The 24818-nt window shown below is 74.4% G+C and carries 30 protein-coding genes, 1 tRNA gene and 1 pseudogene; 12 read left to right on the top strand and 20 right to left on the bottom strand.

Annotated features, from left to right (window positions below):
* Positions 1-70 precede the first annotated feature (70 nt).
* Positions 71-475 carry an SRPBCC family protein gene (locus KSP35_RS17135; protein WP_216997021.1) on the top strand — a complete coding sequence of 135 codons (405 nt, stop codon included), beginning with the start codon at positions 71-73 and terminating at the stop codon, positions 473-475.
* A gap of 10 nt (positions 476-485) precedes the next feature.
* Here KSP35_RS17135 and KSP35_RS17130 read toward each other — a convergent pair whose 3' ends face one another.
* Together KSP35_RS17130 and KSP35_RS17125 are read right to left on the bottom strand one after the other, a co-directional pair.
* Complete coding sequence (locus tag KSP35_RS17130) at positions 486-836, bottom strand: helix-turn-helix transcriptional regulator (protein WP_216997020.1); 351 nt, start codon at positions 834-836, stop codon at positions 486-488.
* Positions 833-1321, bottom strand: a complete 489-nt coding sequence (locus KSP35_RS17125; RefSeq protein ID WP_216997019.1) for an SRPBCC domain-containing protein — start codon at positions 1319-1321, stop codon at positions 833-835. The genes KSP35_RS17130 and KSP35_RS17125 overlap by 4 nt, the downstream gene beginning before the upstream one ends.
* A gap of 150 nt (positions 1322-1471) precedes the next feature.
* Between KSP35_RS17125 and KSP35_RS17120 the strand changes: the two genes are divergently transcribed.
* Positions 1472-2083, top strand: coding sequence for an ATP-dependent Clp protease proteolytic subunit (locus KSP35_RS17120; protein ID WP_216997018.1), 612 nt, complete (start codon positions 1472-1474; stop codon positions 2081-2083).
* Between the two features lie 4 nt (positions 2084-2087).
* Here the strand turns inward: KSP35_RS17120 and KSP35_RS17115 are convergent, their stop codons facing one another.
* Entirely contained in the window at positions 2088-2543 is a 456-nt protein-coding gene (locus KSP35_RS17115) for an N-acetyltransferase family protein (RefSeq protein ID WP_371748991.1), read from the bottom strand.
* 65 nt (positions 2544-2608) lie between these two features.
* On the opposite strand from KSP35_RS17115, the gene KSP35_RS17110 reads away from it, so the two are divergent.
* Positions 2609-3418: a thioesterase family protein gene (locus KSP35_RS17110; protein WP_216997016.1), complete on the top strand. Its 810-nt coding sequence runs from the start codon at positions 2609-2611 to the stop codon at positions 3416-3418.
* 638 nt (positions 3419-4056) lie between these two features.
* Here KSP35_RS17110 and KSP35_RS17105 read toward each other — a convergent pair.
* The 3 genes from KSP35_RS17105 to KSP35_RS17095 all read right to left on the bottom strand — a co-directional run bounded on the left by KSP35_RS17105 (position 4057) and on the right by KSP35_RS17095 (position 5895).
* Positions 4057-4251, bottom strand: a complete 195-nt coding sequence (locus KSP35_RS17105; RefSeq protein WP_254126816.1) for a WhiB family transcriptional regulator — start codon at positions 4249-4251, stop codon at positions 4057-4059.
* Between the two features lie 257 nt (positions 4252-4508).
* Complete coding sequence (locus KSP35_RS17100; protein WP_216997014.1) at positions 4509-5453, bottom strand: nodulation protein NfeD; 945 nt, start codon at positions 5451-5453, stop codon at positions 4509-4511.
* Positions 5395-5895: a hypothetical protein gene (locus KSP35_RS17095; RefSeq protein ID WP_216997013.1), complete on the bottom strand. Its 501-nt coding sequence runs from the start codon at positions 5893-5895 to the stop codon at positions 5395-5397. Before KSP35_RS17095 ends, KSP35_RS17100 begins: the two co-directional genes overlap by 59 nt.
* Here KSP35_RS17095 and KSP35_RS26065 point away from each other — a divergent pair.
* Genes KSP35_RS26065 through KSP35_RS17075 form a run of 4 tightly spaced genes read left to right on the top strand, consistent with a single transcriptional unit; the run spans position 5879 to position 9148 of the window.
* The gene (locus tag KSP35_RS26065) at positions 5879-6541 is read left to right on the top strand and encodes an ArsA-related P-loop ATPase (protein ID WP_371748621.1); all 663 of its coding nucleotides are present in this window, start codon (positions 5879-5881) and stop codon (positions 6539-6541) included. The genes KSP35_RS17095 and KSP35_RS26065 overlap by 17 nt on opposite strands.
* A complete protein-coding gene (locus KSP35_RS17085) occupies positions 6469-6897 on the top strand; it encodes a hypothetical protein (protein WP_217002325.1) in 429 nt (142 codons plus the stop codon). The genes KSP35_RS26065 and KSP35_RS17085 overlap by 73 nt, the downstream gene beginning before the upstream one ends.
* Positions 6894-8171, top strand: coding sequence for an ArsA family ATPase (locus tag KSP35_RS17080; protein WP_216997011.1), 1278 nt, complete (start codon positions 6894-6896; stop codon positions 8169-8171). Before KSP35_RS17085 ends, KSP35_RS17080 begins: the two co-directional genes overlap by 4 nt.
* Positions 8168-9148 carry a DinB family protein gene (locus KSP35_RS17075; RefSeq protein ID WP_216997010.1) on the top strand — a complete coding sequence of 327 codons (981 nt, stop codon included), beginning with the start codon at positions 8168-8170 and terminating at the stop codon, positions 9146-9148. The genes KSP35_RS17080 and KSP35_RS17075 overlap by 4 nt, the downstream gene beginning before the upstream one ends.
* 23 nt (positions 9149-9171) lie before the next feature.
* Here KSP35_RS17075 and KSP35_RS17070 read toward each other — a convergent pair whose 3' ends face one another.
* Positions 9172-9519, bottom strand: a complete 348-nt coding sequence (locus KSP35_RS17070; RefSeq protein ID WP_216997009.1) for an STAS domain-containing protein — start codon at positions 9517-9519, stop codon at positions 9172-9174.
* Positions 9520-9785: 266 nt separating this feature from the next.
* On the opposite strand from KSP35_RS17070, the gene KSP35_RS17065 reads away from it, so the two are divergent.
* Entirely contained in the window at positions 9786-10202 is a 417-nt protein-coding gene (locus KSP35_RS17065) for a response regulator (protein ID WP_216997008.1), read from the top strand.
* A gap of 77 nt (positions 10203-10279) precedes the next feature.
* Positions 10280-10356: transfer RNA gene (locus KSP35_RS17060), tRNA-Pro, on the top strand.
* 245 nt (positions 10357-10601) lie between these two features.
* Here KSP35_RS17060 and KSP35_RS17055 read toward each other — a convergent pair.
* The 4 genes from KSP35_RS17055 to KSP35_RS17040 form a co-directional block, all read right to left on the bottom strand.
* Positions 10602-10856: a hypothetical protein gene (locus KSP35_RS17055; RefSeq protein ID WP_216997007.1), complete on the bottom strand. Its 255-nt coding sequence runs from the start codon at positions 10854-10856 to the stop codon at positions 10602-10604.
* On the bottom strand, positions 10856-11095 hold the full coding sequence (locus KSP35_RS17050; RefSeq protein WP_216997006.1) for a hypothetical protein: 240 nt from the start codon (positions 11093-11095) through the stop codon (positions 10856-10858). Before KSP35_RS17050 ends, KSP35_RS17055 begins: the two co-directional genes overlap by 1 nt.
* Before the next feature lie 499 nt (positions 11096-11594).
* Positions 11595-12026: a hypothetical protein gene (locus tag KSP35_RS17045; RefSeq protein ID WP_216997005.1), complete on the bottom strand. Its 432-nt coding sequence runs from the start codon at positions 12024-12026 to the stop codon at positions 11595-11597.
* Positions 12027-12897: 871 nt separating this feature from the next.
* Positions 12898-14193 carry a carboxypeptidase-like regulatory domain-containing protein gene (locus KSP35_RS17040; RefSeq protein WP_216997004.1) on the bottom strand — a complete coding sequence of 432 codons (1296 nt, stop codon included), beginning with the start codon at positions 14191-14193 and terminating at the stop codon, positions 12898-12900.
* 686 nt (positions 14194-14879) lie between these two features.
* Between KSP35_RS17040 and KSP35_RS17035 the strand changes: the two genes are divergently transcribed.
* A complete protein-coding gene (locus KSP35_RS17035; RefSeq protein WP_216997003.1) occupies positions 14880-15080 on the top strand; it encodes a hypothetical protein in 201 nt (66 codons plus the stop codon).
* Between the two features lie 15 nt (positions 15081-15095).
* Here KSP35_RS17035 and KSP35_RS26060 read toward each other — a convergent pair whose 3' ends face one another.
* Complete coding sequence (locus tag KSP35_RS26060) at positions 15096-15251, bottom strand: hypothetical protein (protein WP_216997002.1); 156 nt, start codon at positions 15249-15251, stop codon at positions 15096-15098.
* Positions 15252-15277: 26 nt separating this feature from the next.
* On the opposite strand from KSP35_RS26060, the gene KSP35_RS17025 reads away from it, so the two are divergent.
* A complete protein-coding gene (locus KSP35_RS17025; protein WP_216997001.1) occupies positions 15278-15484 on the top strand; it encodes a hypothetical protein in 207 nt (68 codons plus the stop codon).
* Positions 15485-15728: 244 nt separating this feature from the next.
* Here the strand turns inward: KSP35_RS17025 and KSP35_RS17020 are convergent, their stop codons facing one another.
* The 7 genes and pseudogenes from KSP35_RS17020 to KSP35_RS16985 all read right to left on the bottom strand — a co-directional run bounded on the left by KSP35_RS17020 (position 15729) and on the right by KSP35_RS16985 (position 23403).
* Positions 15729-16607, bottom strand: coding sequence for a GNAT family N-acetyltransferase (locus tag KSP35_RS17020; protein WP_217002266.1), 879 nt, complete (start codon positions 16605-16607; stop codon positions 15729-15731).
* A 62-nt stretch (positions 16608-16669) separates the two neighbouring features.
* Positions 16670-18730, bottom strand: a complete 2061-nt coding sequence (locus KSP35_RS17015; RefSeq protein ID WP_371748990.1) for an iron ABC transporter permease — start codon at positions 18728-18730, stop codon at positions 16670-16672.
* 81 nt (positions 18731-18811) lie between these two features.
* A pseudogene (locus KSP35_RS26055) lies at positions 18812-19841 on the bottom strand (ABC transporter substrate-binding protein).
* A complete protein-coding gene (locus KSP35_RS17000) occupies positions 19838-20683 on the bottom strand; it encodes an ABC transporter ATP-binding protein (RefSeq protein WP_216996998.1) in 846 nt (281 codons plus the stop codon). The pseudogene KSP35_RS26055 and the gene KSP35_RS17000 overlap by 4 nt, the downstream one beginning before the upstream one ends.
* 131 nt (positions 20684-20814) lie before the next feature.
* A complete protein-coding gene (locus tag KSP35_RS16995; protein WP_216996997.1) occupies positions 20815-21255 on the bottom strand; it encodes a diguanylate cyclase domain-containing protein in 441 nt (146 codons plus the stop codon).
* A 176-nt stretch (positions 21256-21431) separates the two neighbouring features.
* On the bottom strand, positions 21432-22079 hold the full coding sequence (locus tag KSP35_RS16990) for a hypothetical protein (RefSeq protein WP_216996996.1): 648 nt from the start codon (positions 22077-22079) through the stop codon (positions 21432-21434).
* A gap of 808 nt (positions 22080-22887) precedes the next feature.
* Positions 22888-23403, bottom strand: coding sequence for a type II toxin-antitoxin system PemK/MazF family toxin (locus tag KSP35_RS16985; protein ID WP_216996995.1), 516 nt, complete (start codon positions 23401-23403; stop codon positions 22888-22890).
* A gap of 73 nt (positions 23404-23476) precedes the next feature.
* Here KSP35_RS16985 and KSP35_RS16980 point away from each other — a divergent pair, with 73 nt between their 5' ends.
* On the top strand, positions 23477-23758 hold the full coding sequence (locus KSP35_RS16980) for a MazG nucleotide pyrophosphohydrolase domain-containing protein (protein WP_216996994.1): 282 nt from the start codon (positions 23477-23479) through the stop codon (positions 23756-23758).
* 9 nt (positions 23759-23767) lie between these two features.
* Here KSP35_RS16980 and KSP35_RS16975 read toward each other — a convergent pair whose 3' ends face one another.
* On the bottom strand, positions 23768-24796 hold the full coding sequence (locus KSP35_RS16975; RefSeq protein ID WP_216996993.1) for an aspartate-semialdehyde dehydrogenase: 1029 nt from the start codon (positions 24794-24796) through the stop codon (positions 23768-23770).
* Positions 24797-24818 lie beyond the last annotated feature (22 nt).

Here is a 24818-nt window from a genome sequence, read left to right as displayed (position 1 = left end):
GGGTACCGGCCACCCGCCGGCCTGGCTCCGGCGCCCGGGTGGGCCGCCGGCGATCGGGTACGTGGCGGCCATGTGGATCACGCGAGCGGTGGACGCCCCCGCCGAGCAGGCGTGGGACCTGCTCGTGGACCTGGACCGGTGGCCCACGTGGGGCCCCACGGTGGCCGAGGCCCGGCTCGATCCCCGCTCCCCCGCTGGAACGGGCGGCCGTCGGCTCGTGCCCGGCACCACGGGTGCCGTGCGGGCGGTGGCGGGACCGTGGGTGCCGTTCCGGACCACGGCCTTCGATCGCACCGCTGACGGCGGCGGCCGGTGGGCCTGGCGGGTGGCTGGGGTGCCGGCCACCGCCCACCGGGTGGAGGCCTCGGGCCCGGCGCGGTGCCGGGTGGGCTTCGAGGTCCCGATCTGGGCGGCGCCCTACGCGGTCGTGTGCGCCGTGGCCCTGCGGCGCATCGAGCACGAGCTCGCTCGCTGAGGCCGGACGGTCAGCGGTCGAACTGGCGGCGCAGCCGATCCAGGCGGTCGTCCCAGGCGGCACCGACGTCGACCATCCACCGCAGGGCTTCGTCGAGCGGCGCCGGGGTGAGCCGGTAGCGCTGCTCGCGCCCCACCCGCTCCGACCCCACCAGGCCGGCCGCGGCGAGCGACTGGAGGTGCTTGACCACGGCCTGGCGCGACACCGGCAGGTCGGCCGCCAGCTCCGTGGCCGTGGCGTCGCCGCGCCCGCCCACGGCCTGCAGGATCTGGCGACGGGTGGGGTCGGCGAGCGCCGCGAACACCGGGTCGGGCCCGGTGGCGGCGGCCGACGGGGTGGCGCCCGGCGAGGGGGCGGTCACGCACCCACGGCGAGGAGGGCCGGCGCGGCCGCTCCCAGCAGCGCGCCGAGGCGAGCGTCCCAGCGGTGGCCCAGGGCGGCGCCGGCGTCGAGCAGGTCGCCGACGTGGGCGCCGCCGAGGGCGCTGGCCCGGCCGCCGTGCGACCCGACCGAGACCGGATCGAGGGTCTCGGTGACGGTCACGCGAGCCCCGTCGCCGTCACCTTCGACGGCGATGGTGACGTGCGACGCGTCGTCGGGACGGTCCTCGTCCCACCACGTGAAGCCCACCTGGCGACGGGGTGCGACGCCGTCGACGGTGGTGACGACCAGGCGGCGGCTGGTGCCGTCGTGGTCGACGACGGAGCCGGCGGCGCCGGCCACCAGGTCCACCTCGATGGCGGCCCCGAGCCAGCCGGCGAGCCCGTCGGCGTCGCCCACCGAGGCCCACACGGCGTCGAGGTCGGCGTCGATGCGGACGGAGCGGGTGATGGTCAGCGGGTCCATGGCGAGCCTCCGGGTGGGTCGGTGGCGCCAGCCTGCCCCTGCCGCACCGGAACCGCAACCTCCGGGTTGCGGTTCCCCCACCGCTTCCGTACATTCGCAACCCAATGGTTGCACGTTGGCGTGCGACCCCGCACCGACCGGAGCCCACCCATGAGCCTGCTCGTCCCCACCGTCATCGAACAGACCGCCCGCGGCGAGCGGGCCTTCGACATCTGGTCCCGCCTGCTGCAGGAGCGGCTGATCTTCTTCGGCACGCCCCTGGACGACACCGTCGCCAACCTGATCATCGCCCAGCTGCTCCACCTGGAGGCCTCCGACCCCGGCAAGGACATCCGCCTCTACATCAACTCCCCCGGGGGCGACATGACCGCGCTGTTCGCCGTCTACGACACCATGCAGCTGCTGCGCTGCGACGTCGCCACCTATTGCATCGGCCAGGCGGCGTCGGCCGCTGCGGTGATCCTGGCAGGCGGGGCGAAGGGCAAGCGCTTCGCCCTGCCGAACTCGCGGGTGCTCATCCACCAGCCCCACGGTGGCGCCCAGGGCCAGAGCAAGGACATGGAGCTGGCGGTGAAGGAGATGGTCCTCCTGCGCGACCGCATGACCGAGGCGCTCGCCGCCGACACCGGCCAGAGCGTCGAGCAGATCACCACCGACATCGATCGGGACTACATCCTCCGGGGCCCCGACGCGGTGGCCTACGGCCTGGTGGACCACATCCTCACCAAGCCCGACCCCATCGCCGTCGAGGCGCTGCGCTGAGCGATCAGCCGGGGGCGCTCGGGAGCGGGAGCTTCAGGCCTTCGTGGGTGGCCACGAAGCCGAGCTGCTCGTAGAAGCGCAGGGCCTCCGGCCGACGCTTGTCGGTCGTCAGCTGCACCACCCCACAGCCCTGCTCGATGCTCCAGGCGATGGCGTGGCGCAGGAGCTGCCGGCCCACGCCGGCACCGCGCTGGTCGCCCCGCACCCGCACGCCCTCGACCTGGCTCCGGCGGCGGCCGCCGTGGGTCAGGCAGGGCAGCACGGTGAGCTGGAGGCACGCCACCACCTCGCCGCCGAGGTCGCCCACCAGGAGGAGGTGCCGGGGGTCGGCGTCGATCTCGGCGAACGCCTCCCGGTACGGCGCCAGGTCGCTCCCCTCGCGCTCGGCCCCCAGGTCGTCGTCGGCGAGCAGGGCCACGACGGCGGCGAGGTCGGCGTCGTCGGCCCGGCGGAAGGTCACGGTGGCGGCCACGGCCGCAGTCTTCCGCACGCTCCGCGGCACCGGGCCGAACCTAGGGTCGCCCCATGGACGACGCGCTGTTCACCGTGCTCGACGACGACCGGGTCCTGCCCACCGAGCTCAGCCGCGGCCCCTGGGCGGCGGGCGCGCTGCACGGTGGGCCCGTCGCCGCCATCGTCGCTCGCGCCGCCGAGGCTGCGCTCGCCGCCACCGGCTCGCCGGCGGTGCACGCCGACCGCCTCACGCTGGACCTCGAGCGCCCCGTCCCGCTCGCTCCGCTGGAGGTGCGCGCCGCCGTGGTGCGCCCCGGCCGCAAGGTGCAGGTGGCTGAGGTGTCGCTGCACGGCGAGGACGGCCGGCGGTTGGTGCGGGCCACCGTGCTGGCCATCCGCCGCCAGGCCGTCGACCTGCCCGGCGACCGCTTCGCCCCGGTCGACGCACCGCCGCCGGACCGTCGCTCGGCGGCCGACGTGCCCATGTGGCAGCCCATGGGTGAGGTGGTGGCGTTCCACAAGGACGCGGTACAGCACCGCTTCGTGGGCGGGGGCGGGATGCTCTCGCTGGGCCCGTCGCAGGACTGGATGCGGCTGCGCGTCCCGGTGGTGGCCGGCGAGGAGCCCAGCCCGCTCCAGCGCGTGGTGGCGGCCGCCGACTTCGTGAACGGCCTCTCGGGCGTGCTGCCCTTCGACGGCTGGACGTTCATCAACCCGGACCTCACCGTCACCCTCCACCGGTTGCCGGTGGGCGAGTGGATCGGCATCGACGCCGTCACCCGGCTCGACGTCGATGGCGTGGGCACCGCCGAAGGCGAGCTGTTCGACGAGCGGGGTCGGCTCGGCCGCTGCGTCCAGACGCTGCTCGTGGAGCCGCGCTGAACCGCCTCCCGGCGCCGGCCCGGCCGGCGGGGAACAATGGGCCGATGGCACTCGACGTCAACCGGTGGATCAAGTACGCCAAGGCGCGGATCGACAGTGCGGTCGGCCAGGGCAACCGGTCGCTGGACCGGCTCGAAGCCGAGCGGGAGGCCGAGCAGGCCGACAAGCCCTGGCTCTCGTCCACCAGCGAGGCGCCCACGCTCGACGAGGCCAAGGCCCGCATCGAGTGGGAGGCGCGCCGCCAGGCCGACGCCACCGGGACCCCGCCCACCGGGGCGAGCCCGGGCGGCACCGGGCCCCGCCCGCCGGAGGACGTCGCAGCCGCCGCCGAGGCGGAGTCGGCCCGGCTCCAGCTCGAAGCGCAGGCCAAGGCCTCGGCCGACCGGCTGGAGGCGATCCGCCGCGAGCTCGGCGTGGCCGACGCACCCGACGACGCGCCCGGCGCTCCTCCCGCCGACGCCGCACCGGCCGACGACGATGCGCCGCCGTCTGCCGACGTCCCGCCGCCCGCTCCCTGGCGCGGACGAGCCGACGTGCTGGGCACGTCGGCTCGTCGGCTGCGATCGGCTGGTCCGCCCCCGGCCCGAAGGCCTCGAGGTCCCCTGACGGGGCGGCGTCGCCGGTGCTGGTCCTGCGGGTCAGCTGGCCTGCGTGAGCAAGCCCTTGCGCTCCGCTTCGTTCAGGCCACCCCAGATGCCGTGCGGCTCTCGGATGGAGATCGCGTAGTCGAGGCAAGGTCGCTTCACCGGACAGGTCCGGCAGATCTCCTTGGCTCGGACCTCGCGGCCGAGCTTCTCCTCCTTGCGCTCGAACGTCCCAGGCGGAAAGAACACCGCCGCCTGTGGGCCCCTACATGCAGCTCGGAGCTGCCAGTCGTCTTCGACTCGTTGTGCACTCACCGGAAGTCCCCCTTTCGGTGCCAGCGAACGTAGGGCTAGGTCGATCGACTTACAAGACCCAACTTTCGCGAGCGCGACGACAAACCATCGCGAACGCGGCGCCCTGACCAGGGAGAACGCCGGTGATCGGCGGTCCGGATACCACTGGTATCCACCGTCGGGATGACGGAGGGGACGAAGGTCCCCCGCGCTCAGGCGTCGTCGGCGGCGGGGGCGAGCGGCTCGCCGTCGACCAGCACGACGGCCGGGTCGGCGTCGTCGTCACCCTCGCCGCGGCGCTTCTCGCGGTAGTCGACCGCGCCGCCTTCGATGGGCTCCACCTCGAGCAGCAGCCCGTCGACCTCGACCACGCGGACGCCGTCGTGCAGGGCCAGCGGCGTGGCCCGGTTGGTGCGCGCCCGCCACAGCGCGCCGCGCACCCGCACGACGCCCTCGGGCGACACGTTGGTGACCGCTTCGCCGACCTCGCCGATCATCCACTCCCGCCCGATGGTGGGCGTCGAGAACCGGGTGCGGACCATGGCGGGCATGCCGGCGACCATGAACACCGTCGTCCCGACGATGCCGACCAGCAGGGTGATCCACGACAGGCTGTAGCCGTCGTAGAGCACGAGCGAACCGGCCACCAGGCTGACCGCGCCGATGATCGACCACACCCGGGGCACGCCCGTCTGCACGTCGATGGTGAAGCCCAGGATGGCCAGCACCAGCAGGACCACCCCCACCGGCCGGACGGGCAGCACGGCGAAGCCGTAGCAGGACAGGACGAAGCAGCCGGCGCCCACCAGGCCGGCCACGCCGACCCCGGCGGTGTAGAGCTCGAACACGATCAGGGCCAGGCCGATCACGAACAGCAGGTAGGCCGCCGGCGGGCTGCCCACCGTGTGGAACAGCTGGTCCTGCACCGGCAGCGCCGAGAAGACCGGCACCGAGAGGGGCTGGCGCTGGGGCTTGCCGTCGACCTTGACGGTCTTGGTCTCGAAGCCCGGGAGGTCGATCAGGAACTCGCCGATGACCGCCGAGCGCCGGTTCGGGGCGATCTTCAGCTGGCGGGCCTGCTTGTCGTCGATGGTGCCGTCACGGAGCCGGTCGCGGGCCGCCAGGAAGTCCGAGGAGAGCAGGTCGTCGGGGACCACCAGCCGCCCGGTCTTGCCGAGGCGGGCGCCGGGGGCGAGGCCGATGAGGCGGGCGTCGCCGACCGGCTTGGCGGCCCCGGCGAGCTGCGCGGCGCCGCCGAGCGCGCGAGCCGCTGGGCCCGACCCAGACCGCCACCGGGACGGAGGCGTCGTGGATGGTGCGGGCCAGGTCCACCAGGCGGGCGTCGCTGACGACCGAGCCCGAGCTGTCGAGCTGCAGGACCACGGCGATGACCTGGGCCTTCTCGCCGTCGCGGATGGACTTCTCGATGAAGTCGGCCATCACCGGATCGACGAGCCCCTCGACCTTGATGATGCTCACCCGGCCCGCGTCGCCACCCGACTGGGCCGGCGCGCCGGGGGCGGCCTGAGCCGAGCCGGCGAGGCCGAGGAGGACCCCGACGACGACGAGGAGGCCGGCGAGGGTGGGTAGTCTGCGCAACGCAAGTGCTCCGAACGAAGCCGATGATGAGGGGTCGGGAGTGGATCCAGCGCAGTTCTTCGCTGCATCCCGCCTCGTCATCGTTGCGGGCAAGGGCGGGGTGGGCAAAACCACGGTCTCGGCCGCCCTCGCGCGCCGCAGCCCACCGGGGCCTCACCTCGCTCATCGTCGAGGTCGAGGGCAAGTCCGGGCTGGCGGCGATGTACGACGAGCCGGCCTTCTCCTACGACGAGGTCACCCTCCTGGCCGCCGACCCGGACACCGGGCACGGCGAGGTGCGGGCTCGCACGCTGACCCCGGACGAAGCCCTGCTCGAGTACCTGGAGCAGTCCGGCATGAGCCGCATCTCCCGACGGCTGGTGAGCAGCGGTGCCCTGGACATGGTGTCCACCGCGGTGCCCGGCATCCGCGACATCCTCGTCCTGGGCAAGGTCAAGCAGCTCGAGCGAGCGGTGACCGCCGACCTGGTGGTGCTCGATGCGCCGGCCGCCGGCCACGCCATCTCCTTCCTCCAGTCGGCCGCCGGCCTGGCCGACGCCGTGCGGCTCGGGCCGATCAACACCCAAGCGCGATGTGCTCGAACTGCTGGCCGACCCCGAGCGGTGCCAGGTCGTCCTGGTCACGTTGCCCGAGGAGACGCCGGTGAACGAGCTGGTCGAGACCGCCTTCCAGCTCGAGGACCGCGTCGGCGTCAGCCTCGGGCCGGTGGTGGTCAACGGCTGCTACCCGGAGCTGGTCGGCCTGGAGGCCGACCCCGCCGCCGCCGCCGAGTCGGCCGGGACCTCGCTGCGGGCCGGCGAGGCCGACGCCCTCACCGCGGCCGCCACCTTCCGGCGCGAGCGCATGGCGCTCCAGCGCGAGCAGCTCGGCCGCCTGGCCGACGCGCTGCCCCTGCCCCAGCTCCGCCTGCCGTACCTGTTCGACGCCGAGCTCGGTCCCGACCAGCTCGACCTCCTGGCCGCCGCCCTGCTCGACGGCGTCGGCGCCCTGGACCCCGCATGAGCCCCGCAGCCGACGGGCCGGCGGCCCGGAAGCGGCCGAAGCAGGCCAGCGCGAAGAAGGCCGCTCCGAGGAAGGCCGCCGCCAAGCGGACCGGCGCCGCCAAGTCGGCCGATGCGGCGAAGGGGGCCGACGCCCGGATGGCGGCCACCTCGGCGGAGCGGGCGGCGGCGCGCGCCAACGCGCCGGCGGTGCACGCCGGGCTGACCGACCTCGTGACGCAGCGCCATATCGTGATCTGCTCCGGTTCCGGCGGCGTGGGCAAGACCACCACCGCGGCGGTCCTCGCCATGGAGGCCGCGCAGGCCGGGCGGCGCGCCGTCGTGGTCACCATCGACCCCGCCAAGCGCCTCGCCGACGCCCTCGGCCTCGACGGCATCGGCAACGTGCCCAGCCGCATCGACGGCCCGTGGCCGGGTGAGCTGTGGGCCGTCATGCTCGACACCAAGGGCACCTTCGACGACCTCGTCACCCGGTACTCCACCGAGGCCGGCCAGGCCGACCGGATCCTCGAGAACCGCTTCTACCGCAACATCTCCGGCGCCCTCTCCGGCACGCAGGAGTACATGGCCATGGAGAAGCTCTACGACCTCCACGCCGACGAGGGCTTCGACCTGGTCGTGGTCGACACGCCGCCGAGCCGCAACGCCCTCGACTTCCTGGAGGCGCCGCGCCGGCTCACCCAGTTCCTCGACCACCGGCTGTACCGGGTCCTGATGGCGCCCACCCGCGGCGTGATGAAGGCGGTCAACGTGGCGGCCCAGGCATTCGTGCGCAGCGTCTCGAAGGTGGTGGGCGGCGAGGTGTTCGACGACGCCATCGCCTTCTTCCAGGCCTTCGACGGCATGGAGCAGGGCTTCAAGGAGCGGGCCAAGCTGGTGCTCGCCCTGCTGACCAGCCCGTCCACCGCCTTCGTGCTGGTGGCGTCGCCGAACCGCGACACCGTCGCCGAGGCCCGGTTCTTCGCCGACAAGCTGGCCGAGGCCGACATCCCCGTGGCCGCCCTCGTGGTCAACCGGATGCACCCGCACTTCACCGACGATCTGCCCGAGGCGCTGCGGGCCCGCGCCGAGACGCTCAAGGGCACCGACCTCGGCGGGCTCTACCGCAACCTCGCCGACTTCGCCCTCGTGGCCGGGCGCGAGGAGGAGCACCTCGCCGGGCTGGCCGAGCAGGTGGAGCCGGCGCCGGTCGTCCGCGTGCCGTTCCTGCGCTCCGACGTCCACGACCTGACCGGCCTCGGGCTGGTGGCCGACCACCTCTTCGGGCGGGCGTGAGCAGCGAGCCGGGCCCGGTGCCCGATGCCGTGCCGGTGCTCCCGGTGGCCGACCTGACCCGGTCGGTGGCCTGGTACGGCCGCCTCGGCTTCGCCGTGCGGGCGCTGCACCCCGACTACGCCATCCTCGGCTTCGGCACCACCGAGTTGCACCTGGCGGAGAGCCCCAGCGTCGCCGGGACCGAGTCCTGGTCCGGCTGCTACCTGCGCGTGGCCGACGCCGCCACGGTGCACGCCTCGTGGCTCGCCGCCGGCGTGCGCGAGGTGGCGCCGCTCGCCGACCAGCCCTACGGGATCCGCGAGTTCGCCACCGAGGACCTCGACGGCAACCTGTGGCGGGTGGGGTCGCCCACCCCTGGCGGGCCGCTCGACGACGACCACGACCTCACCCGCGCGGACGGCGCCGACCGCACCGGACCAGCCCCCACCGACGGCGGGCCGGGCACCGACCACGCGTCGTGGGCGGCAGTCGTGGCCGACGGCACCTGCGCCGGCTGCGGCATCCGCGCCGCCGACGGCGCGGTGGCCGGCCTGGCCGGTCGCCTGCGGGACGAGGCCGGCCGGTGGGCCCTGGTGCTCCTCGATGCCGACGACGACGCCGTGCGCCGCCGGCCGGCGCCGGGCACGTGGTCGGCGCTGGAGTACGGCGCCCACGTCCGCGACGTGCTGGCCCTCTTCGCCGAGCGCACCATGCGGGCCCAGGCCGAGGTCGACCCGACCTTCGCCGCCTGGGACCCCGACGCCGCCATCGAGGACGGGTGGGCCAACGAGTCCGAGGTGGCCGCGGTGGTCGACGACCTCGCCCGCAACGCCAGCCACCTCGGCGAGGTGCTCGACCGGGTGGCGCCGGACGGCTGGGCGCGTCCGGCCACCCGCGCCGACGGGCAGCGGTTCACGATCGAGCTGCTGGCCCGCTACGCCCTCCACGAGGTGGTCCACCACCGGGTGGACGCCGAGCGGTCGCTGGCCGAGGCCTGACCGGCCCGGGCCTGCGGCGAAGGTCAGCCGTCGGCGGCGCCGGCCAGGGCGGCGACGGCGGCGTCGAGCGTCTCGGTGACCGGCACGATCCGGTCGAACCCGGTGGTGTGGAGCAGCCGGGTGAGGGTGGGGCGGCTGCAGGCCACCGCGACCTCGCCACCGTGCTCGCGCGCCCGGCGGATGCCGCCGATGAGCGCGCCGAGGCCGGCGGAGTCCATGAAGGGGACCTCGGAGAGGTCGATGACCACCCGGGGACGGGTGGCGAGCTCCCCGAGGGTCTCCCGGAAGCTGGTGACCGTGTAGGCGTCGAGCTCACCGACGGGCCGGCAGAGGGTGTACTCGCCGGTGTCGTCGACTTCGATTTCGAGCACGCGGGCTCCGATCAGGGTGTGGACGCGTGAGGGGGCATGGTACCCAAGGACCCTGACGCCCACCCCCTTGAGATGGTTCCGCCTGCTCGCTCCCCGGTCGCCCGAACCGGTGCGGTCCCCGGCCCCGAGCGGTCACCCATCCTCACCCGTCCCGATCCCCAGCCGGACCGGTGCGATCCCCGACCCCGAGCGGGCACCGATCCTCACCAGTCCCGGGGATCGAGGCGACGTGGAAGGGCCGGAGCGGACGGCACTAGCGTGCGCCCGTGCCCCGCGTGCTGCTCGCCACCGATGCCGACTGGATCCACCAAGAGGTCGACGCCGCCATCGCCGGCGACGACATCGACGTGCTGCGGGTCCGCGAGGGCGTCGAAGTGCTGCCGGCGGTGCACGCCGGCGGGTTCGACCTGGTGGTCCTCGACCTCCAGATCGGCAACATGGGCGGCATGGCGTCGTGCATGGACATCCGGCTCGACGAGAGCGTCGGCAAGCTCGAGCACGTCCCGGTGCTCATGCTGCTCGACCGCGACGCCGACGTCTTCCTCGCCGAGCGCTGCGACGCCGACGGCTGGGTGATCAAGCCCATCGACGCCTTCCGGCTCCGCCGGGCGGCCGCCGCCCTGCTGGCCGGCGAGACCTGGACCGAGGGCCGGCCGGCCACGGCCGACTCCGTCAACGGCTGATCTGCCGAGGTCCGCCCGGGCGAACCGGATGGACCCAGCGGGGCGGGGGTGGGCTACGCTCAACCTCCGCACAACACCGGGGTGTGGCTCAGCTTGGCAGAGCGCTGCGTTCGGGACGCAGAGGTCGTGGGTTCAAATCCCGCCACCCCGACCAACCAGAGAATCCGCAGGTCAGCGGCCCTTTCGGGGGCCGCTGGTTCGCGCCGAGGGTCGGGGCCGGGACACCGCCACGAGACGGGCGTTCGAGCGGATCGGGCCGCCCTGCGTCGAGGCGAGGACCAGGTGGTCGGGACCGAGGCCCCTCGCAGTGGACCTCGAGCTCGTCGGCGAGGAACTTCGGGATCGGGACCCCGCGGCGTCCCGCCTTCGTCTTCGGCTGGCCGGTGACCAGGTGCCCGCTCACGTCGGTGGTCGATGCTGCCACCTGGATGCGCCGACGCAGTGGGTCGACCTTCGATCGGCGCAGGGCGGTCGCCTCGCCGAGCCGGAGCTCGGGGTCGACGTCGTCCCGGAGCGGAGCGAGTGCTCGAGGGCGATGGCGCGGTCCTTGCCGTCGACCTTCCGGGCGGAGGTCTCGGACTTGAGCCGGCCACCGGGGTACTCGCGCCCGCGGAGGCGATAGGTGCCGCCGGGGCGCTCGTCGATCGACGCCATCAGTCGGCTTCGGGCGCGGATCGCTGCAGCATGCGAGCGACGGTGGCGTGGCTGCGCTCGGTGGCCTCGCCGATCTCGCGGGTGGAGGCGCCGGCGAGGTTGGCCAGGCGGATGGCGAGCATCTCGTCGGCCTCGGCTTTGGCGCGCTTGCGGGCGGCGACGCCGGCGCGGCGCAGGATGTTGGCCTTGTCGGCCTCGGGGGTGGCATCGGGGTTGATCTGCTGCCGTGGGGTGACCATCGCCGGTCTCCTGTGGTTCGATGGTGGCGGTTGCTGGCGGCGCTGGGCGCCGGTGGAGGGTTGGTGGTGGGTCCACCACCAAACCCCGGGTTTGCGGGTGCGGCTGGGCCCCACCTCCTTCCATGCGGTTCAGGATGAGCTCCATCCAGAGCCGCATCTCGGGTGCCCAGGTGTCCCTCGGGAACTCCCCTTCCTCGGCGGCTTCGGTGCCGTCGAGGAGGCTGAGGAGAAGTCCGAAAGCCTCCTGGCTGGAGAGGGTGGTTGCTTCCTCCATGCACCCACTGTCTCATATAGAGACAACTACGTCAGGCAGAGAGGTCTCAGGGGGCGCGTGCTCCCCCTCGAGCTCGTCGACGGCCGGCAGGTGGAGCTGCGCGAGCGCCGGGCCCTCGATCTGGTGGGCCGGCTCATCGGCTGCGGCGGGCCGACGCCCGACGACGAGCCCGAGCCGATCACCCGCCGGGTGCGGTCGGCAATGCGGCGTGCGGTCGAAGGCGGCCTAGGAGGGGTTGGCGACGGCCGCGGCATCGTTCGCTTCGGCGACGGCGGCAGCGAACGCAGGGTGGGCGTAGAGGATCAGTTCATCGGTCTTGAAGTCGAAACGGGTTCGGGTCCACTTGTTGCGGTTGTACCGCCAGCGGCCGCAGGCCGTGAGGAGTCCAACGCTGGCGAGCAACCAAGCGGCGCCGGGTACGAGGGCGCTCCGCTCCTCCGGAAGGCTGCTCGTCAGTGCGATGCCGACGATCATGGCGCTGAAGAAGATGATCACGCCGAGGATCACGATGCCCGTCGTGAGGACGATTCCACGGGGCTTCGGCACCCGACGGGACTCCGCCTCGGTCATCGGGATCTGCACCTTGGCGTAGGTGCTGCTCACGCCGATCCGACCGGCTGCGGCTGCGGAGATGCTCGCGCCGACCCCGATCTTCACCAGGGCTTCGTGCGTCGTCGTGGCGGGCTCACCGCTGCACACCGAGACGGGAGGCAGCTTGCCCCGCCGCGTCGTCGAGGGAGCAGTGCACCCAGGAAGCACCCGGTTCGTCGCCCATCTTCATCTCCACGTCGTCCTCCCCTGCGATCGGTGGCTGATCTCCATCGGCCGATTGCGCCTCGATGTGACGGCTGGGGTGGCGAACGATGCTGCAGTGCCGCTGCCAGGACACCGCCAGTTCCGTAGCGCCCGACGTCCGTAGCCAACGGTGGTCAGATCGACGCCCAGCAGGGGTCTCCCGCAGCGGCACAGGACACGACCTCGTCGGACTCGCCTTCGGGACGCAGACGTCGTGGGTTCAGATCCCGCCACCCCGACCAACCAAACCGAGAGGTGCAGGTCAGCGGAACCTCCGCCGCTGACCTCGTTCTGGGGCCGACCTCGCCGGTCAAGGCCTCAGCGAGGTCTCAGGTGGCTCGGTCGGACCGCTCCTGGACCCCGAACCGGCGGCCACACGCAGCGGCGATCGGCTCGGGGTCGTCGTCGAAGCACCGGGCCTCCGGCGGCGATGACGCGGCCCACCAGGGCGACGGCTCGGCGCTCGCGCCGCTCCACCCGGTGGCCGTCGACGAGCTCGGGGGGGGGTGGGCACGCGCCCGCGGGGTCGTCCCAGGAGCGGACGGTGGCCGCGGCGGCGGGGTTCATCCAGTGGGGGGTCCCGGCTGCACGTCCCGGCCCGTCACGGGGATCCACTCGTCCATCGTGTCGCGGTGCGGAGGGCGGTGACCGTGAGGTCCGGGGCCCGGACGCGCAGAAGGCCCCCGCCCGGTAGGGGGCGGGGGCCTTCTTGCGGTGTTCCCGATGCTTTGGGTCAGCCGGTCACGTAGCCCGAGATCTCGAAGGAGATCGTCGAGCCGCTGGCCACCGGGGTGGCGTTGGCGGCCTTGAAGGCGCCCTGGTACCACTGGGGCTGGAACGCCCGGTTGCCACCGATGGCGTCAGCGGCCTGCACCGAGTAGTTGCCGGCCAGGAGCTGGGGCAGCACGAAGGTGCCGTCGGCGCCGGTGGTGACGGTGCGCTTCTCGGTGGTGCCGACCAAGGCCCGGACCCGCACGTTGGCCAGCGGTTGGCCGTTGGCCTTGTTGACGACGATGCCGGAGATGGCTCCGTAGGGGGTGAGCTGCTCGTCGAGCAGCGCACCGCCGGGGGTGACCGAGGCGCCGACCCCGGAGGCGTTGGGCGAGTACTCGACCAGCGGGTAGCGGGCCGGCACGTTGTTCACGTCGTTGAACTGGACCCGGTAGCTCTGCCCGGCAACCAGGTTCGGCAGGGTGAACGAGCCGTCAGCAGCGGTGTACACGGTGGCCTTCGACACGGTGCCCTGCAGGGCCCGCACCCGAACCCCCGCGACCGGCGCACCGGTCACGGCGTCCTTGGCAACACCGGAGATGCACGTCGCACAGGAGGCCGGTGCCGGCGCCTCGTAGGTGATGGTCACCAGGCCGTTGCTGTCAGACGACACCGACTCGCCGGCGGTGAGCACGGCGCCTTCGGGGCCGTGGCCCGAGCCGCCGCCTCCGGCGCCGAGGGTGCCCAGGCCGGAACCGCCGCCGTACCAGCCTCCGCCGCCGGCGCCGCCGCAGTAGCCGATCGGCAGGGTGGCCCCGGATCCGAAGGTGGCGGCCGGGAAGTAGTCGAAGACGGTGCGTCCGCCTTCGGTCTGGGTGCCGCCTCCGCCGCCGTAGATGCCGGATCCGCTGGTGCCGCTGGTGCCGCCGCCAGCGCCGCCAGTGGAGTCGCTGTTGGTGCCGCCCCCGCCGCCGCCGGCCACCAGGACCCGGTCGGTGAGGGCGACGCCGCCGATGCGCACGTCGGAGGCGCCGCCCCCGTTGCCGCCGCTGCAGTTGTTCGCGACGCCTCCGCCGTTGAAGGTGTTGCCGCCACCGCCAGCGACGTTCACCTGCACGGTCGCGCTCGGGGTGGTCGGAAGGACCGCCCGGGCGTAGCCGCCGTTGCCACCAGAGGTGAGCGTGTTCTGGCCGTGCCCGCCGCTCAGCTCGAACGTGGCGCTTGTGACTCCAGCCGGCACGACCCACTCTTGAGCGGCGCCGGTGTAGCCGAAGGTGACCGTGACCGTGACGGTCTGCGGGACGGCGGCCGCCGCCACGGAACCGGCGACGATCGGAGCCGCAACTGCGGCGCCACCCACCATCGCCAGCGCCGCCGCTCGCGCGACAAGACGACTTCCGAACTTCACTGACATGTGCCCTCCCCGGCATCTTGACGAACAGCCCCGGGCTCATGCCTCGAAACGGCCGGCAGGCTTCCATGGGTCCCTGGCCAGCATCAAGCCTCGAACGGGTGATCCTGGCGGCGCTGATCCTCCTCGGTCCTGCCACTGCCACTCCGCCCCGCGGGCAACGGCTGAGGGCCGGGCTGGTTCGGCGACGAGACGCCGGCGGGTGTGCCCGCTGCCGGCGCGGCGGCGCACGCCGGCAGGCAGCGCCGATCTGGTCGGTGGGGTGGTCGAACCGGGTCCGGGTCCACGCGGTGCGGTTCCCTCGTCCTCGAAAGGGCCCTGCGGAGAGGCAGGCGCCGTCGAAGGACGTGTCTCCCCGGGGATCGCAGTCGGGCGGCGGCGGCCGAAAGCATCCGGCGGGCACCGAGTTGGCAGCGCATCAGCATCGATCGGGCGACCGCCGGTATCGCGAAGGAGTGATTCGTCGCTCGAAACCTCCAGGTCAGAGACCCTTTTGCCGTACGTTCCCTCAGCGCCGCTTCCCCCGTCGGCCGCCCCCCGACCCAAGGTGCACCGACCGGTGGACCTGGAAGCACACGTCGAAGAGCAGTCCGATGATCAGCATGCGTTCCATCCCGCCCGGCCTGATGGGCCCGGCCCCCCACCACAGCCGCCCGTCGCGCCCGCCCCGCCCCAAGGCGGGGTTGCGCCGGCTCCTGGTCCGGCGAGCGGTGCGCCGCCTCGTCGTCCGCGTGCGGGGCGTCGGTCGCCCGGTGGTCACGCCGGCGACGACGCCGGCTCCAGCCGACCTCTGACGGCGTCCGCCGGCCTCAGCCGTCGGCCAGCACGCGATAGGTGGCCACGAGGACCCCGGTTGCCGTGGTGACCTCGTCGAGCAGCTCGAGCCGGGTGAGCGGCGCGTCCTCGAAGAAGCGGCGCCCCTCCCCGAGCACGAGCGGGTGGACCATCAGGACGAACTCGTCCACCAGCCCGCGCTTCGAGCAGCGACCGGGTGAGCTCGCCGCTGCCGAAGGTGACCAGCGTGCCGTCGTGCTCCTGGCGCAGGGTGGAGACGGCATCGGCCGCTTCGCCTCCGAGCAGCGTCGAGCGTGCCCACGGCAGCGGACAGGTGGGGTCGCGCGAGGCGACGTACTTCTGCACGTTCGTCAGCGCCTGGGTCATCGGGCTGTCGGGCTGGCGCACCGACCAGCCTTCGTAGAGGTCCTCGTAGGTGGTGCGACCCACCAGCAGCGACCAGCCGCCCGCCATGGCGCGCCCGACCGCCGCTTGCAGCTCGGCGTCGTCGGCGGTGGCCCAGCCGCCGTGGGCGAAGCCGTCGCGCTCGTCCTCGTCGGCGCGCCGGCGCCTGGTACACCCCGTCGAGCGACAGTGGTTGACCACCACGACCTTGGACCTGGGTGCCATCCGGCGCTCCTCGCGTTCGCCCCGCGACGGACGCGACGCTAGCGAGGCGACCGGAGCACGCGCCGCCCGCCCGTGCGGCGCCAGGTGCGCCGGGCCTTCCGGCGCGCCCGGGCGCGCCACGACGGCGGAGGAGCGGGGACGGCCGCCTCCAGCCACACGTCTTCGGCCGGCTGGTGGCGCGGGACCATGTGGTTGCTCGGCGCCGCCGCGCCGACGGCACGACGGCCGAGCGCCACCGACACCTCGCCGGCCCGCCGGTGCAGGGCGGTGGCGAGGCCCGTGCGGCGGTGCTCCGGGGCCACCCACAGGCCGCTCCACCAGTCGTAGCGGGGGCTGCGCAGCTCGCAGCGGATGGCGCCCACCAGCTCGCCACCGACCTCGGCCAGCACGACGCGGTGATCGGCGACCAACCGCTCGACCGCCTCCCCGAGGGCCGGCCCGAGGAGCTCCAGGTCGCTGCTCCCGTAGAGCCGGACCAGGGCGGCGACGTCGCCGGGCCCGGCCGGTCGGATCCGCGGATCGTGCTCGGGGAAGCGGACCACCTCCTCGTGGTTGCTCGACCGCAACGGCAGGCGCAGGGCCGTCGACCCGGGCCACTGCGCCAGCACCGGCTCGACGTGGGCGGCCGTGCCCGACAGCCAGCGGGCCGGTGAAGCGACGAGGACCCGGGCCAGGACGGGAGCGGCACGGGGGTCGAGGCACAGCACCGACGCCGTCCAGCGCCCCGGCGTGACCTCGATGGCGGCGGCGACCCCGAGCTCCTCGCCCGGTGGGCCGACGGCCCAGGCCCGGACCCGGCCCGCGAGCGCCGGCTCGGCCACCGCGCCGCTGATCAGGATGGCAGCCGGGTCGTGCCGGCCCGCCAGCGCCCCGAGGTCGGCGAGGTCGTCCACGACCCGTGCGGAGAGCTTCGGCATCGACCCGCCCCTACCCAGCCCTGCGGGGCCCGCCCGCCGGCACCGTGTGGATCGGCCCGCCCTTACGCCCGGGAGCGCAGGAGCAGGAACACGAAGTACGGGGTGCCGATCAGGGCGACGGCCAGGCCGGCGGGCAGCTGCGCCGGGGCGATGACCGTGCGGCCGACGGTGTCGGCGATGCCGAGCAGCGCGGCACCGAGCAGGACCGAGACCGGCACGACCCGGGCGTGGCGGCCGCCGACCAGGGCCCGGGCGGCGTGGGGCGCCACCAGGCCGACGAAGCCGACGACGCCCACCGCCGCCACGCTGGTGGCGGCCAGCACGGCGGCCGAGCCCAGCAGGAGCAGGCGGACCCGCTCGATCGGGAGCCCGACCACCCGGGGCAGGTCCTCGTCGATGGCCAGCAGGTCGAGGTCCCGTCGACGCCAGAGGGCGAGCGGGATGGTGACGGCGAGGACCACGACCGCCGGCAGCACCTGCTCGAAGGAGCGGCCGTAGGTGGTGCCCGACAGCCAGGTGTAGATCCGTGGCGTGTTGAAGGGATCGGTCTCCAGCAGGAAGTACGTGCTGAGCGCGGTGGTGCCGTACCAGGAGCCGATGCCCACCAGGATCAGGCGGTCGGCGTCGAGCCCGTCGCGCCACGAGAGGGCGTAGACGAGGCCGAACGACACCACGGCACCCACCACCGCCGCCAGCACCAGCGTGCCGGTGCTCGGCGCGGTCACCTTGGTGACCACCAGCACGGCGGCCAGCCCGGCGCCGCCGGTGACCCCCAGCAGGCCCGGCTCGGCGAGCGGGTTCCGGCACGTGGCCTGCACGATCGTGCCCGAGAGGGCCAGGGCCGCGCCGGCGGCGAGCGCAGCGGCCACCCTGGGTGCCCGCTCGTCGAGGGCGAAGCGCACGACGGGAGCGCCGTCCCCGCCCAGCCAGGCGACGATGTCCCCGGTGCGGAGCCACGTGCTGCCGGCCAGGAGGCCGAGCACGCCGATGCCCGCCACCGCGGCGCCGGCGACGACCAGCACCACCACGAAGCGACGGGTGGACCGCACCCGCACGTGGGCGGCGGTGGTGGCGCTTCGGGCGCCGGCGGTGCGGCTGCGGCGGGCCAGGACCACCATCACCACGGCACCGAAGAGGGTGGTGGTCACGCCGGTGGGGATGGCGATGGCTCGCGTGGCGCCGAGCAGGGCGCGCAGGAGCGCATCGGCCAGCACCACGGCGAGGGCGCCGACGAGGCCGGCGGTGGGGATGCGGAGGGCGTGGCGGTGCAGGGCCGGCACGTAGGGGGCGAGCAACCGGGTGGCGACCGGCGCGGCCAGGCCGATGAAGCCGATGGGGCCGGCCAGGGTGACCGCTCCTGCCGTGAGCAGGACCGCGAGCACGATCCCGACGGCTCGGGTGGACCGGACCGGCACGCCGAGCACGGCGGCGGTGTCGTCCCCCAGGGCCAGCAGGTCGAGGCGGCGGGCGAGGACCAGGGCGACGATCGTGACCCCGATGGTGAGCGGCGCCGCCCGGCTGAAGGCGGTGAGGTCGAGCTGGCTCAGCGAGCCGCTGCCCCAGGCGAAGAGCCCGCCGGTCTGCTGCTTGAAGAGGATCAGCAGCGCTGCGGTGGCCGACTGCAGGGCGAGGGCCACCGCCGAGCCGGCCAGCAGGAGGCGGGTGGTGGAGGCTGCAGCGGCCCCGCTGAGGACCAGCACGAGCGCGGCCGCCGCGAGGCCGCCGACGAAGGCCACCAGGGTGGACGCCCAGATCGGCACGTCGAGCCCGAACGCGGCGACGGTGGCGACGGCGAAGTAGGCCCCGGCGGTGACCCCGACGGTGTCGGGGGCGGCCAGGGCGTTGCGGGCCAGGGACTGCAGCAGGGTGCCGGCCACCCCGAGCGCGAAGCCGACCGCGACGGCGGCCCCCACCCGCGGCAGGCGAGACCCGAGGAGGACGTCGCGCGTGGCTGCGCTGGTCGACGCGTGGCGGCCCAGCAGCAGGTCCCAGAGGTCGAGGAAGCCGACGTCGGAGGTCCCCTGGGTGAGGTGCCAGCCGGCGGCCACCGCGAGTGCCACGGCCAGCGCGACGAGCAGCACTCCCGCAGCGAGGACCTGGCTGCGGCCACCCGGATCGAGGATGTCGCCAGGGTCGGGCGCGGCTGGGGCCGCGGGCCGCACCTCGGGGTCGGCGAGGGAGCCGATGCGCTGGTCGGCCACCGGCTACTTCGTCAGGAGGTCGACGTACGCCTGGAGCGCCTGGATGCCCGAGCGGGGGCCGCCGAAGGTCCAGATGCCAGGCGGGAAGGGGTGGACCCGGTCCTGCGCGACCGCCGGCAGCGCCTTCCACACCGGGTTCTTCTCCAGCTCGGCGATGACGTCCTCGGACGTGCCGTCGTCGGTCGAGGTGTAGAAGACCGTGGCATCGCCGACGGCGGTCATGCCCTCGATGTCGGTGAGGCCCAGGCCGTAGGCGTCGTCGACCTCGCCGGTCCAGGCGTTCTCCAGGCCCAAGCTCTCGCCCAGCTCCCCGAAGAACGACCCCTGGCCGAACGGTCGCAGCGCCACGTTGCCGCCGTCGATGTAGCCGTCGACGTAGGCGAACCGCCGGCCATCGACGTCCTCGTCGGCGAGGTCCGCCTTGGCCTTCTCCTGCGCGGCCGTGAACTCGTCGCTGACGACGTCGGCCTGCTCGGAGCGCCCGGTGGCCTCGGCGATGAGGTCGAAGGTGTCGAGCATGTTCCCGATCGGGTCCTTGGTGTCGGCCCCGCGTGGCGAGCACCGGCACGTCGTAGTCGGACAGCTGCTCGATCACCGGGTCGTCGGCCGAGGTGGCCTCGACGATGACGAGGTCGGGGTTGGTGCCGAAGAGGGCATCGAGGTTGGGCTCGCCCCGGGTGCCGACGTCCTTCACCGACGACGGCAGCTCCTCGGCGGTGTCCCACGTGCGGTAGCCCTTGGCGTCGGCCACGGCGATGGGCGTCAGGCACAGCGACAGCACGTCCTCGACCTGCTGCCACTCGAGCACGGCCACCCGCTTGGCGGGCCCGTCGAGCTTCACCGTGCGACCGAGCGCGTCCTCCAGCTCGATGGGGCCCGATCCCTTCGCCTGCACGGCGTCGCAGCCCTGGGCCTTCGCCTTGGGCGCGGGGTCGCGCTCGGCGCCGTCGGACTTCGTGGTGCCGCAGGCGGTCAGGGCGACGAGCCCGGCGGCCGCCACGATGGCGGCCCGGCGGGCGAGGGGGGTGGTCATGGGGTGGGCTCCTGGTGGTTCACGGTCGGGGTGGGACGGTGGCGGGGACGGCGGTGGGGTTCGATCCGCAGCCGGCCCGAGGCCGGATCGGCCACGACGTCGACCTGGAGGCCGTAGACGTCGGAGAGCAGGTCGCTGGTGAGCACCTCCGCCGGCGGGCCGGCGGCGCGGATGTGGCCGGCGTGCAGCAGGACCACCTCGTCGGCCACCTCGGCGGCATCGTCGAGGTCGTGCAGGACGACGCCGAGCGCGGTGCCGTGCTCCTCGGCGAGCACGCGGATCAGGTCGAGGATCTCCACCTGGTAGCGGAGGTCGAGGTGGTTCGTCGGCTCGTCGAGCAGCAGGACGCCGGTGTCCTGGGCGAGGCAGGTGGCCACCCACACCCGCTGGAGCTCGCCGCCGGACACCTCGTCGACGGGCCGGTCGGCCATGGCGGCCAGCCCGGTGAGGGCGAGGGCGCGGTCGACCGCAGCCCGATCGGCGTCGGTCGGGGCGCCGAACCGCGCCCGGTGCGGGTGGCGCCCGAAGTTGACGACGTCGCGCACGGCCAGCCCCGAGGGGTGGGGCCGCTCCTGCGAGAGCAGGGTCACCCGGCGGGCGAAGGCCCGGGCGGAGAGCGAGCTGGTGGGGGTCGGCGCACCATCGGGCGCCGCCACCTCGATGGTCCCGGACTCCATGCGGTGCAGACGGGCCAGGGAGCGCAGGAGGGTGGACTTGCCGCTCCCGTTGGGACCGACGAACGCCGTCACGACCCCGGCTCGCAGCGCCACCGACGCACCGTGCACGACCGGCTCCCCGCCGTAGGCGAGGACCAGGCCCGAGCCCCGGAGCGACGCTGTCATGTTAGGAGTGCTTAATACATGACAGAAGGACAGGGCAAGATGCGCAGTCGCTCGGCCGAGCGCCAGGACGGGTCGTCAGGACGGGACGGCGTCGGCCTCGACCGCGCGCGGCGCGACCTCCAGGCCTCGGCTCAGGTCGGGCCGAGGGCGGCGCGGTTGGGGCCGAGCGCGATCGCTCGGGCGAGCGCGGCGTCGGCGGCGAGCAGCAGGTCGCCCGGGGCCTGGCCCTCCTCGGCGACGGCGATGCCGATGGCGACGGTGGGGCTGGCCCGCTCCTGGCGCCCGAGGCGCACGGGCTGGCGCAGCACCTCCAGCAGCTCACCGCCGACCCGGGCCGCCCGGGCGGCCATGAGGGTCCCCGGCAGGACCACCAGGAACAGCCCGTCGTTGCGCCGGCCCACCAGCGCCCCGGCGTCGAGGCCGTCGTGGAGGCGACGAGCCGTGGCGCGGTGCACCTCGTCGGCGGAGGCCGGCACCGTGAGGGCCACGACGAGCAGGGCGACCGGCATGGCTTCGTCGAGCCAGTCGGACAGCGCGTCGAGGACCGGGCCGGTGCCCGGCAAGCCGGTCACCGGGTCCTGGGCACCGCCCGACCGCGCCGCCGGGCGCGCCACCGATGGTGCCGCCACCGCCGGACCCCGTTCGCCCATTCGCCCAGACCTCCCGGCCGCTCCTTCGACACGAGGAGGGCCGGCACCTGCCTCCGGAGCCAGATCTCTCGGCGACGGAGCCGGCCGCCCGGCCGGCGTCAGCTCCCGGGGGTCGTCGCCGTCGCGGGGTCGGCCTCGCTCGGCACCTGGTCGACCGAGGCGGCCGGCACCAGGCCGACCCCGTCGGCCTCCTCGGTCCGCGCTTCGACGAGGCCGACACCCTCGGGCGTCGTGGTGATCGGCTCGCCGACCGGGGCGTCGACCGACGCCGCCGGGGCCAGCGCGGTGGCCGCGACCGCGCGGACGGGAGGCAGCCGCTGGGCCGAGGGTGCCGATGGCCCCACGCCTGCGGTCAGCACCGTGCCGGCGAGGGTGGCGGTGAGGGCGACCGCGGCGAGCCCTGAGACCAGCCGGTGGTCCCGGAGCCGGTCGAGGAGCCGGCGGGCACCGGCGGCGTCGGCACCGAGGACGGCCTCGATGGATGCGGCGAGGTCCGCGGCGTCGAGGTCGAGCGCGTCGGCCAGCGCCCCCAGGTCGACGTCGCGCACCTCGGCCTGCGCCGAGGGTCGATCACCCCGGCACCGTTCCACGAGCACGACGTAGGCCTCGAGCACCGTGCGGTTCGACGCACCGTCGGGCAGGTCGACCGCCTCGGCTCCGAGCTGGAGGCGCCCGGCCTCGACGTCGAGGACCAGCCCGTCGTCCTGGCGGCGGTCGTGCTCGGGCTCGGTGGCGGTGCGGTCCATGGCCCCTCCATCGGCGCCCTCTCTGCCCGGCTTGAGCGGTGTCCTCGCGCACCTCGCGCCGACGTGACCCTTGACCCAGCGGTCAAGGTGGAGCGGACCGTGCCCGGTTCGCTACGGTGGTCCTCGGTGCCCCCGCCTCTCCGGATCCCGCCCCGGATCGAGGCGGGGGCATCACTGCTTCCGCTCCCGCCGAGCGGCCCCGGTCCGATCGCCTGTGCGATCGGGACCACGCGGCGCTAGGTTGCCCCCGCCGTCTGGCTGACGATCCCGCAGGGGACCGGTGCCCGCCGGCAGGGCGATCGCCTCGGGGGTCGATCGCATCGAGGGTCCGGCTTCCGCCCGCCGGCCCGACCTTGGGGGGTCATCGTGAGCAACCGTCCTCGCCCGCGCCGCATGGTCTCGTCCCGCCGCCTCTGGCTGTTCCGCTTCCTGGGCTGGCGCTACTCGAACCTGCGGGGCGCGTGGGTGTTCCGCCCGTTCAACGGCCGGTTCGGGCCGGTGCTGCGCTCGAAGGACGACCCCGTCCTGGCCATCCCCTCGGCCGAAGAGCCCCGCCTCCCCGTCATCGACCTGACCGACGGCGCCTTGGCGCGCTGGGCGGCCGCCGAGCGCGCCGTCGAGCCGGCCGCGAGCCCGACGGCAGACGAGCCGGCGGACGCCGGGGACGTGACCCGCTGGCCGTTCCTCGCGCCCAAGGCGAGCGGCCCCACGGCCACGAAGGCCGATCGGGTCGACGCATCGACCCCGGGCCCGGCCCGGCCTCCAGCGCCGTCCGCCGCGCCGGAGCCGTTCCGGCCCGCCCCGCTGCTCAGCCCGACCAGCCGTGGAGCTCGCGAACCCGGGCCAGCACGACCTCGAACCGGCTTCGGTCGAGCGCAGCTCCTTCCCGCCGCACGGCCGCAGGGCTGACCCGCAGCAGCCGGGAGGCGTCGACGTAGCTCGGCCGACCCTGGGCGTCCCACGCCCCGGTCCCCACGGCCACCCACTCCCCGGCGTCCCGGCGGGAGGCGTGGTCCTTGCTCGAGAGCTGCACCGCGGCCAGCTGCGGGCCGTCCCACCCGATGACCAGGACCGGCCGGTCCTTGCCCTGGCTCGGATCGTCCTCGAACGGCACCCACGTCCACACCACCTCGCCGGGATCGGCGTCGCCGTCGTGCTCCGGCGCGTAGCTCACGTCGATCCCGTCGGCGCCGGCCGGCGCGCCGGACGACGTGGGGCCCGGTCGGGGCGCCGGGGGCGCCGAGCGGGACCCGGGTCCCCCGCTCCCACGGCTCAGGGCCGCGCTGACCTTCTGCTTGAGGCGTCCGAGCGCTCCGGTGGGCATGGCCGACGAGCGTACGGCGCGGCGACCGGCGCCGGGACCGGGCCGGGGGCGGGCGCCGCCGTACGCTCGCCCGGTGGACATCGACGAGTTCCAGGACGTGATCGCCCGCACCTACGGCGACCGGGACCGGGCCCGGGGCACCGCCGCCACGGTGGCCTGGCTGTGCGAGGAGCTCGGCGAGCTGGCCCAAGCGGTGCGCAAGGGCACGCTCGACCAGCAGCGCCACGAGCTGGGCGACGTCCTGGCCTGGACCGCGTCCCTGGCCCACCAGCTCGACCTGTCGCTGGCCGACGCCGCGGCGCGCTACGCCGACGGGTGCCCGCGCTGCGGCGCGCTGCCCTGCGCCTGCCCCTGACCGGGCGGCTCAGGCGGAGAGCTCGGCGGCCACCAGCTCGGCGAGCTGGACGGCGTTGAGCGCGGCGCCCTTGCGGAGGTTGTCGTTCGACAGGAAGAGGGCCAGGCCGTTCTCGACGGTCTCGTCCACCCGGATGCGCCCCACGTAGGTGGGGTCCTGGCCGGCGGCCAGCAGCGGCGTGGGCAGGTCCGCCAGCTCCACGCCGGGCGCGTAGCCGAGCACCTGGCGAGCCTCGGCCGGGGTGACCGGCCGGGCGAAGCGGGCGTTGATGGCCAGCGAGTGGCCGGTGAACACCGGCACCCGCACGCAGATGCCCGAGACCGGCAGCCCCGGGATGTCGAGGATCTTGCGGGTCTCGTTGCGGAGCTTCTGCTCCTCGTCGGTCTCCTCGAGCCCGTCGTCGACGAAGCTGCCGGCCCGGGGCACCACGTTGAACGCGATGGGCGCCGGGAACTTCTGGTGCGGCGGGAAGTCGACGGCTCGGCCGTCGAAGGTCAGCTCGGCGGCGCGGTCGACCACCTTCTTCGCCTGCTCGTCGAGCTCGGCCACGCCGGCCAGCCCGCCGCCGGACACGGCCTGGTACGTGGACACGACCAGGGCTTCGAGCCCGTACTGCTGGTGCAGCGGACCGAGCACCGGCATGGCCGCCATGGTGGTGCAGTTGGGGTTGGCGACGATGCCCTTGGGCCGCACGGCGATGGCGTGGCCGTTGACCTCGGAGACCACCAGCGGCACCTCGGGGTCCATCCGCCACGCGGAGGAGTTGTCGATCACCACGGCGCCGGCCGCCGCCACGGTGGGGGCCAGCTCCCGGGAGGTGGCCCCGCCGGCGGAGAACAGGGCGATGTCGAGGCCGGACCAGTCGGCCGTGGCCGCGTCCTCGACCACGAGGTCCTGGCCCTGCCACGAGATGGTGGTGCCGGCGGAGCGGGCCGAGGCGAACAGCCGCAGCTCGGTGACGGGGAAGGACCGCTCGGCGAGGACCTCCCGCATGACGCCGCCGACCTGACCCGTTGCTCCCACGATCCCTACGCGCATGGGGCCGAGGCTACCGGCGCCC

This window comes from Aquihabitans sp. G128, assembly GCF_019048865.1.
Lineage (GTDB): Bacteria > Actinomycetota > Acidimicrobiia > Acidimicrobiales > Iamiaceae > Aquihabitans.
The sequence above is the reverse complement of the archived record's forward strand: the minus strand, read 5'-3'. Positions and strand labels throughout refer to the sequence as shown.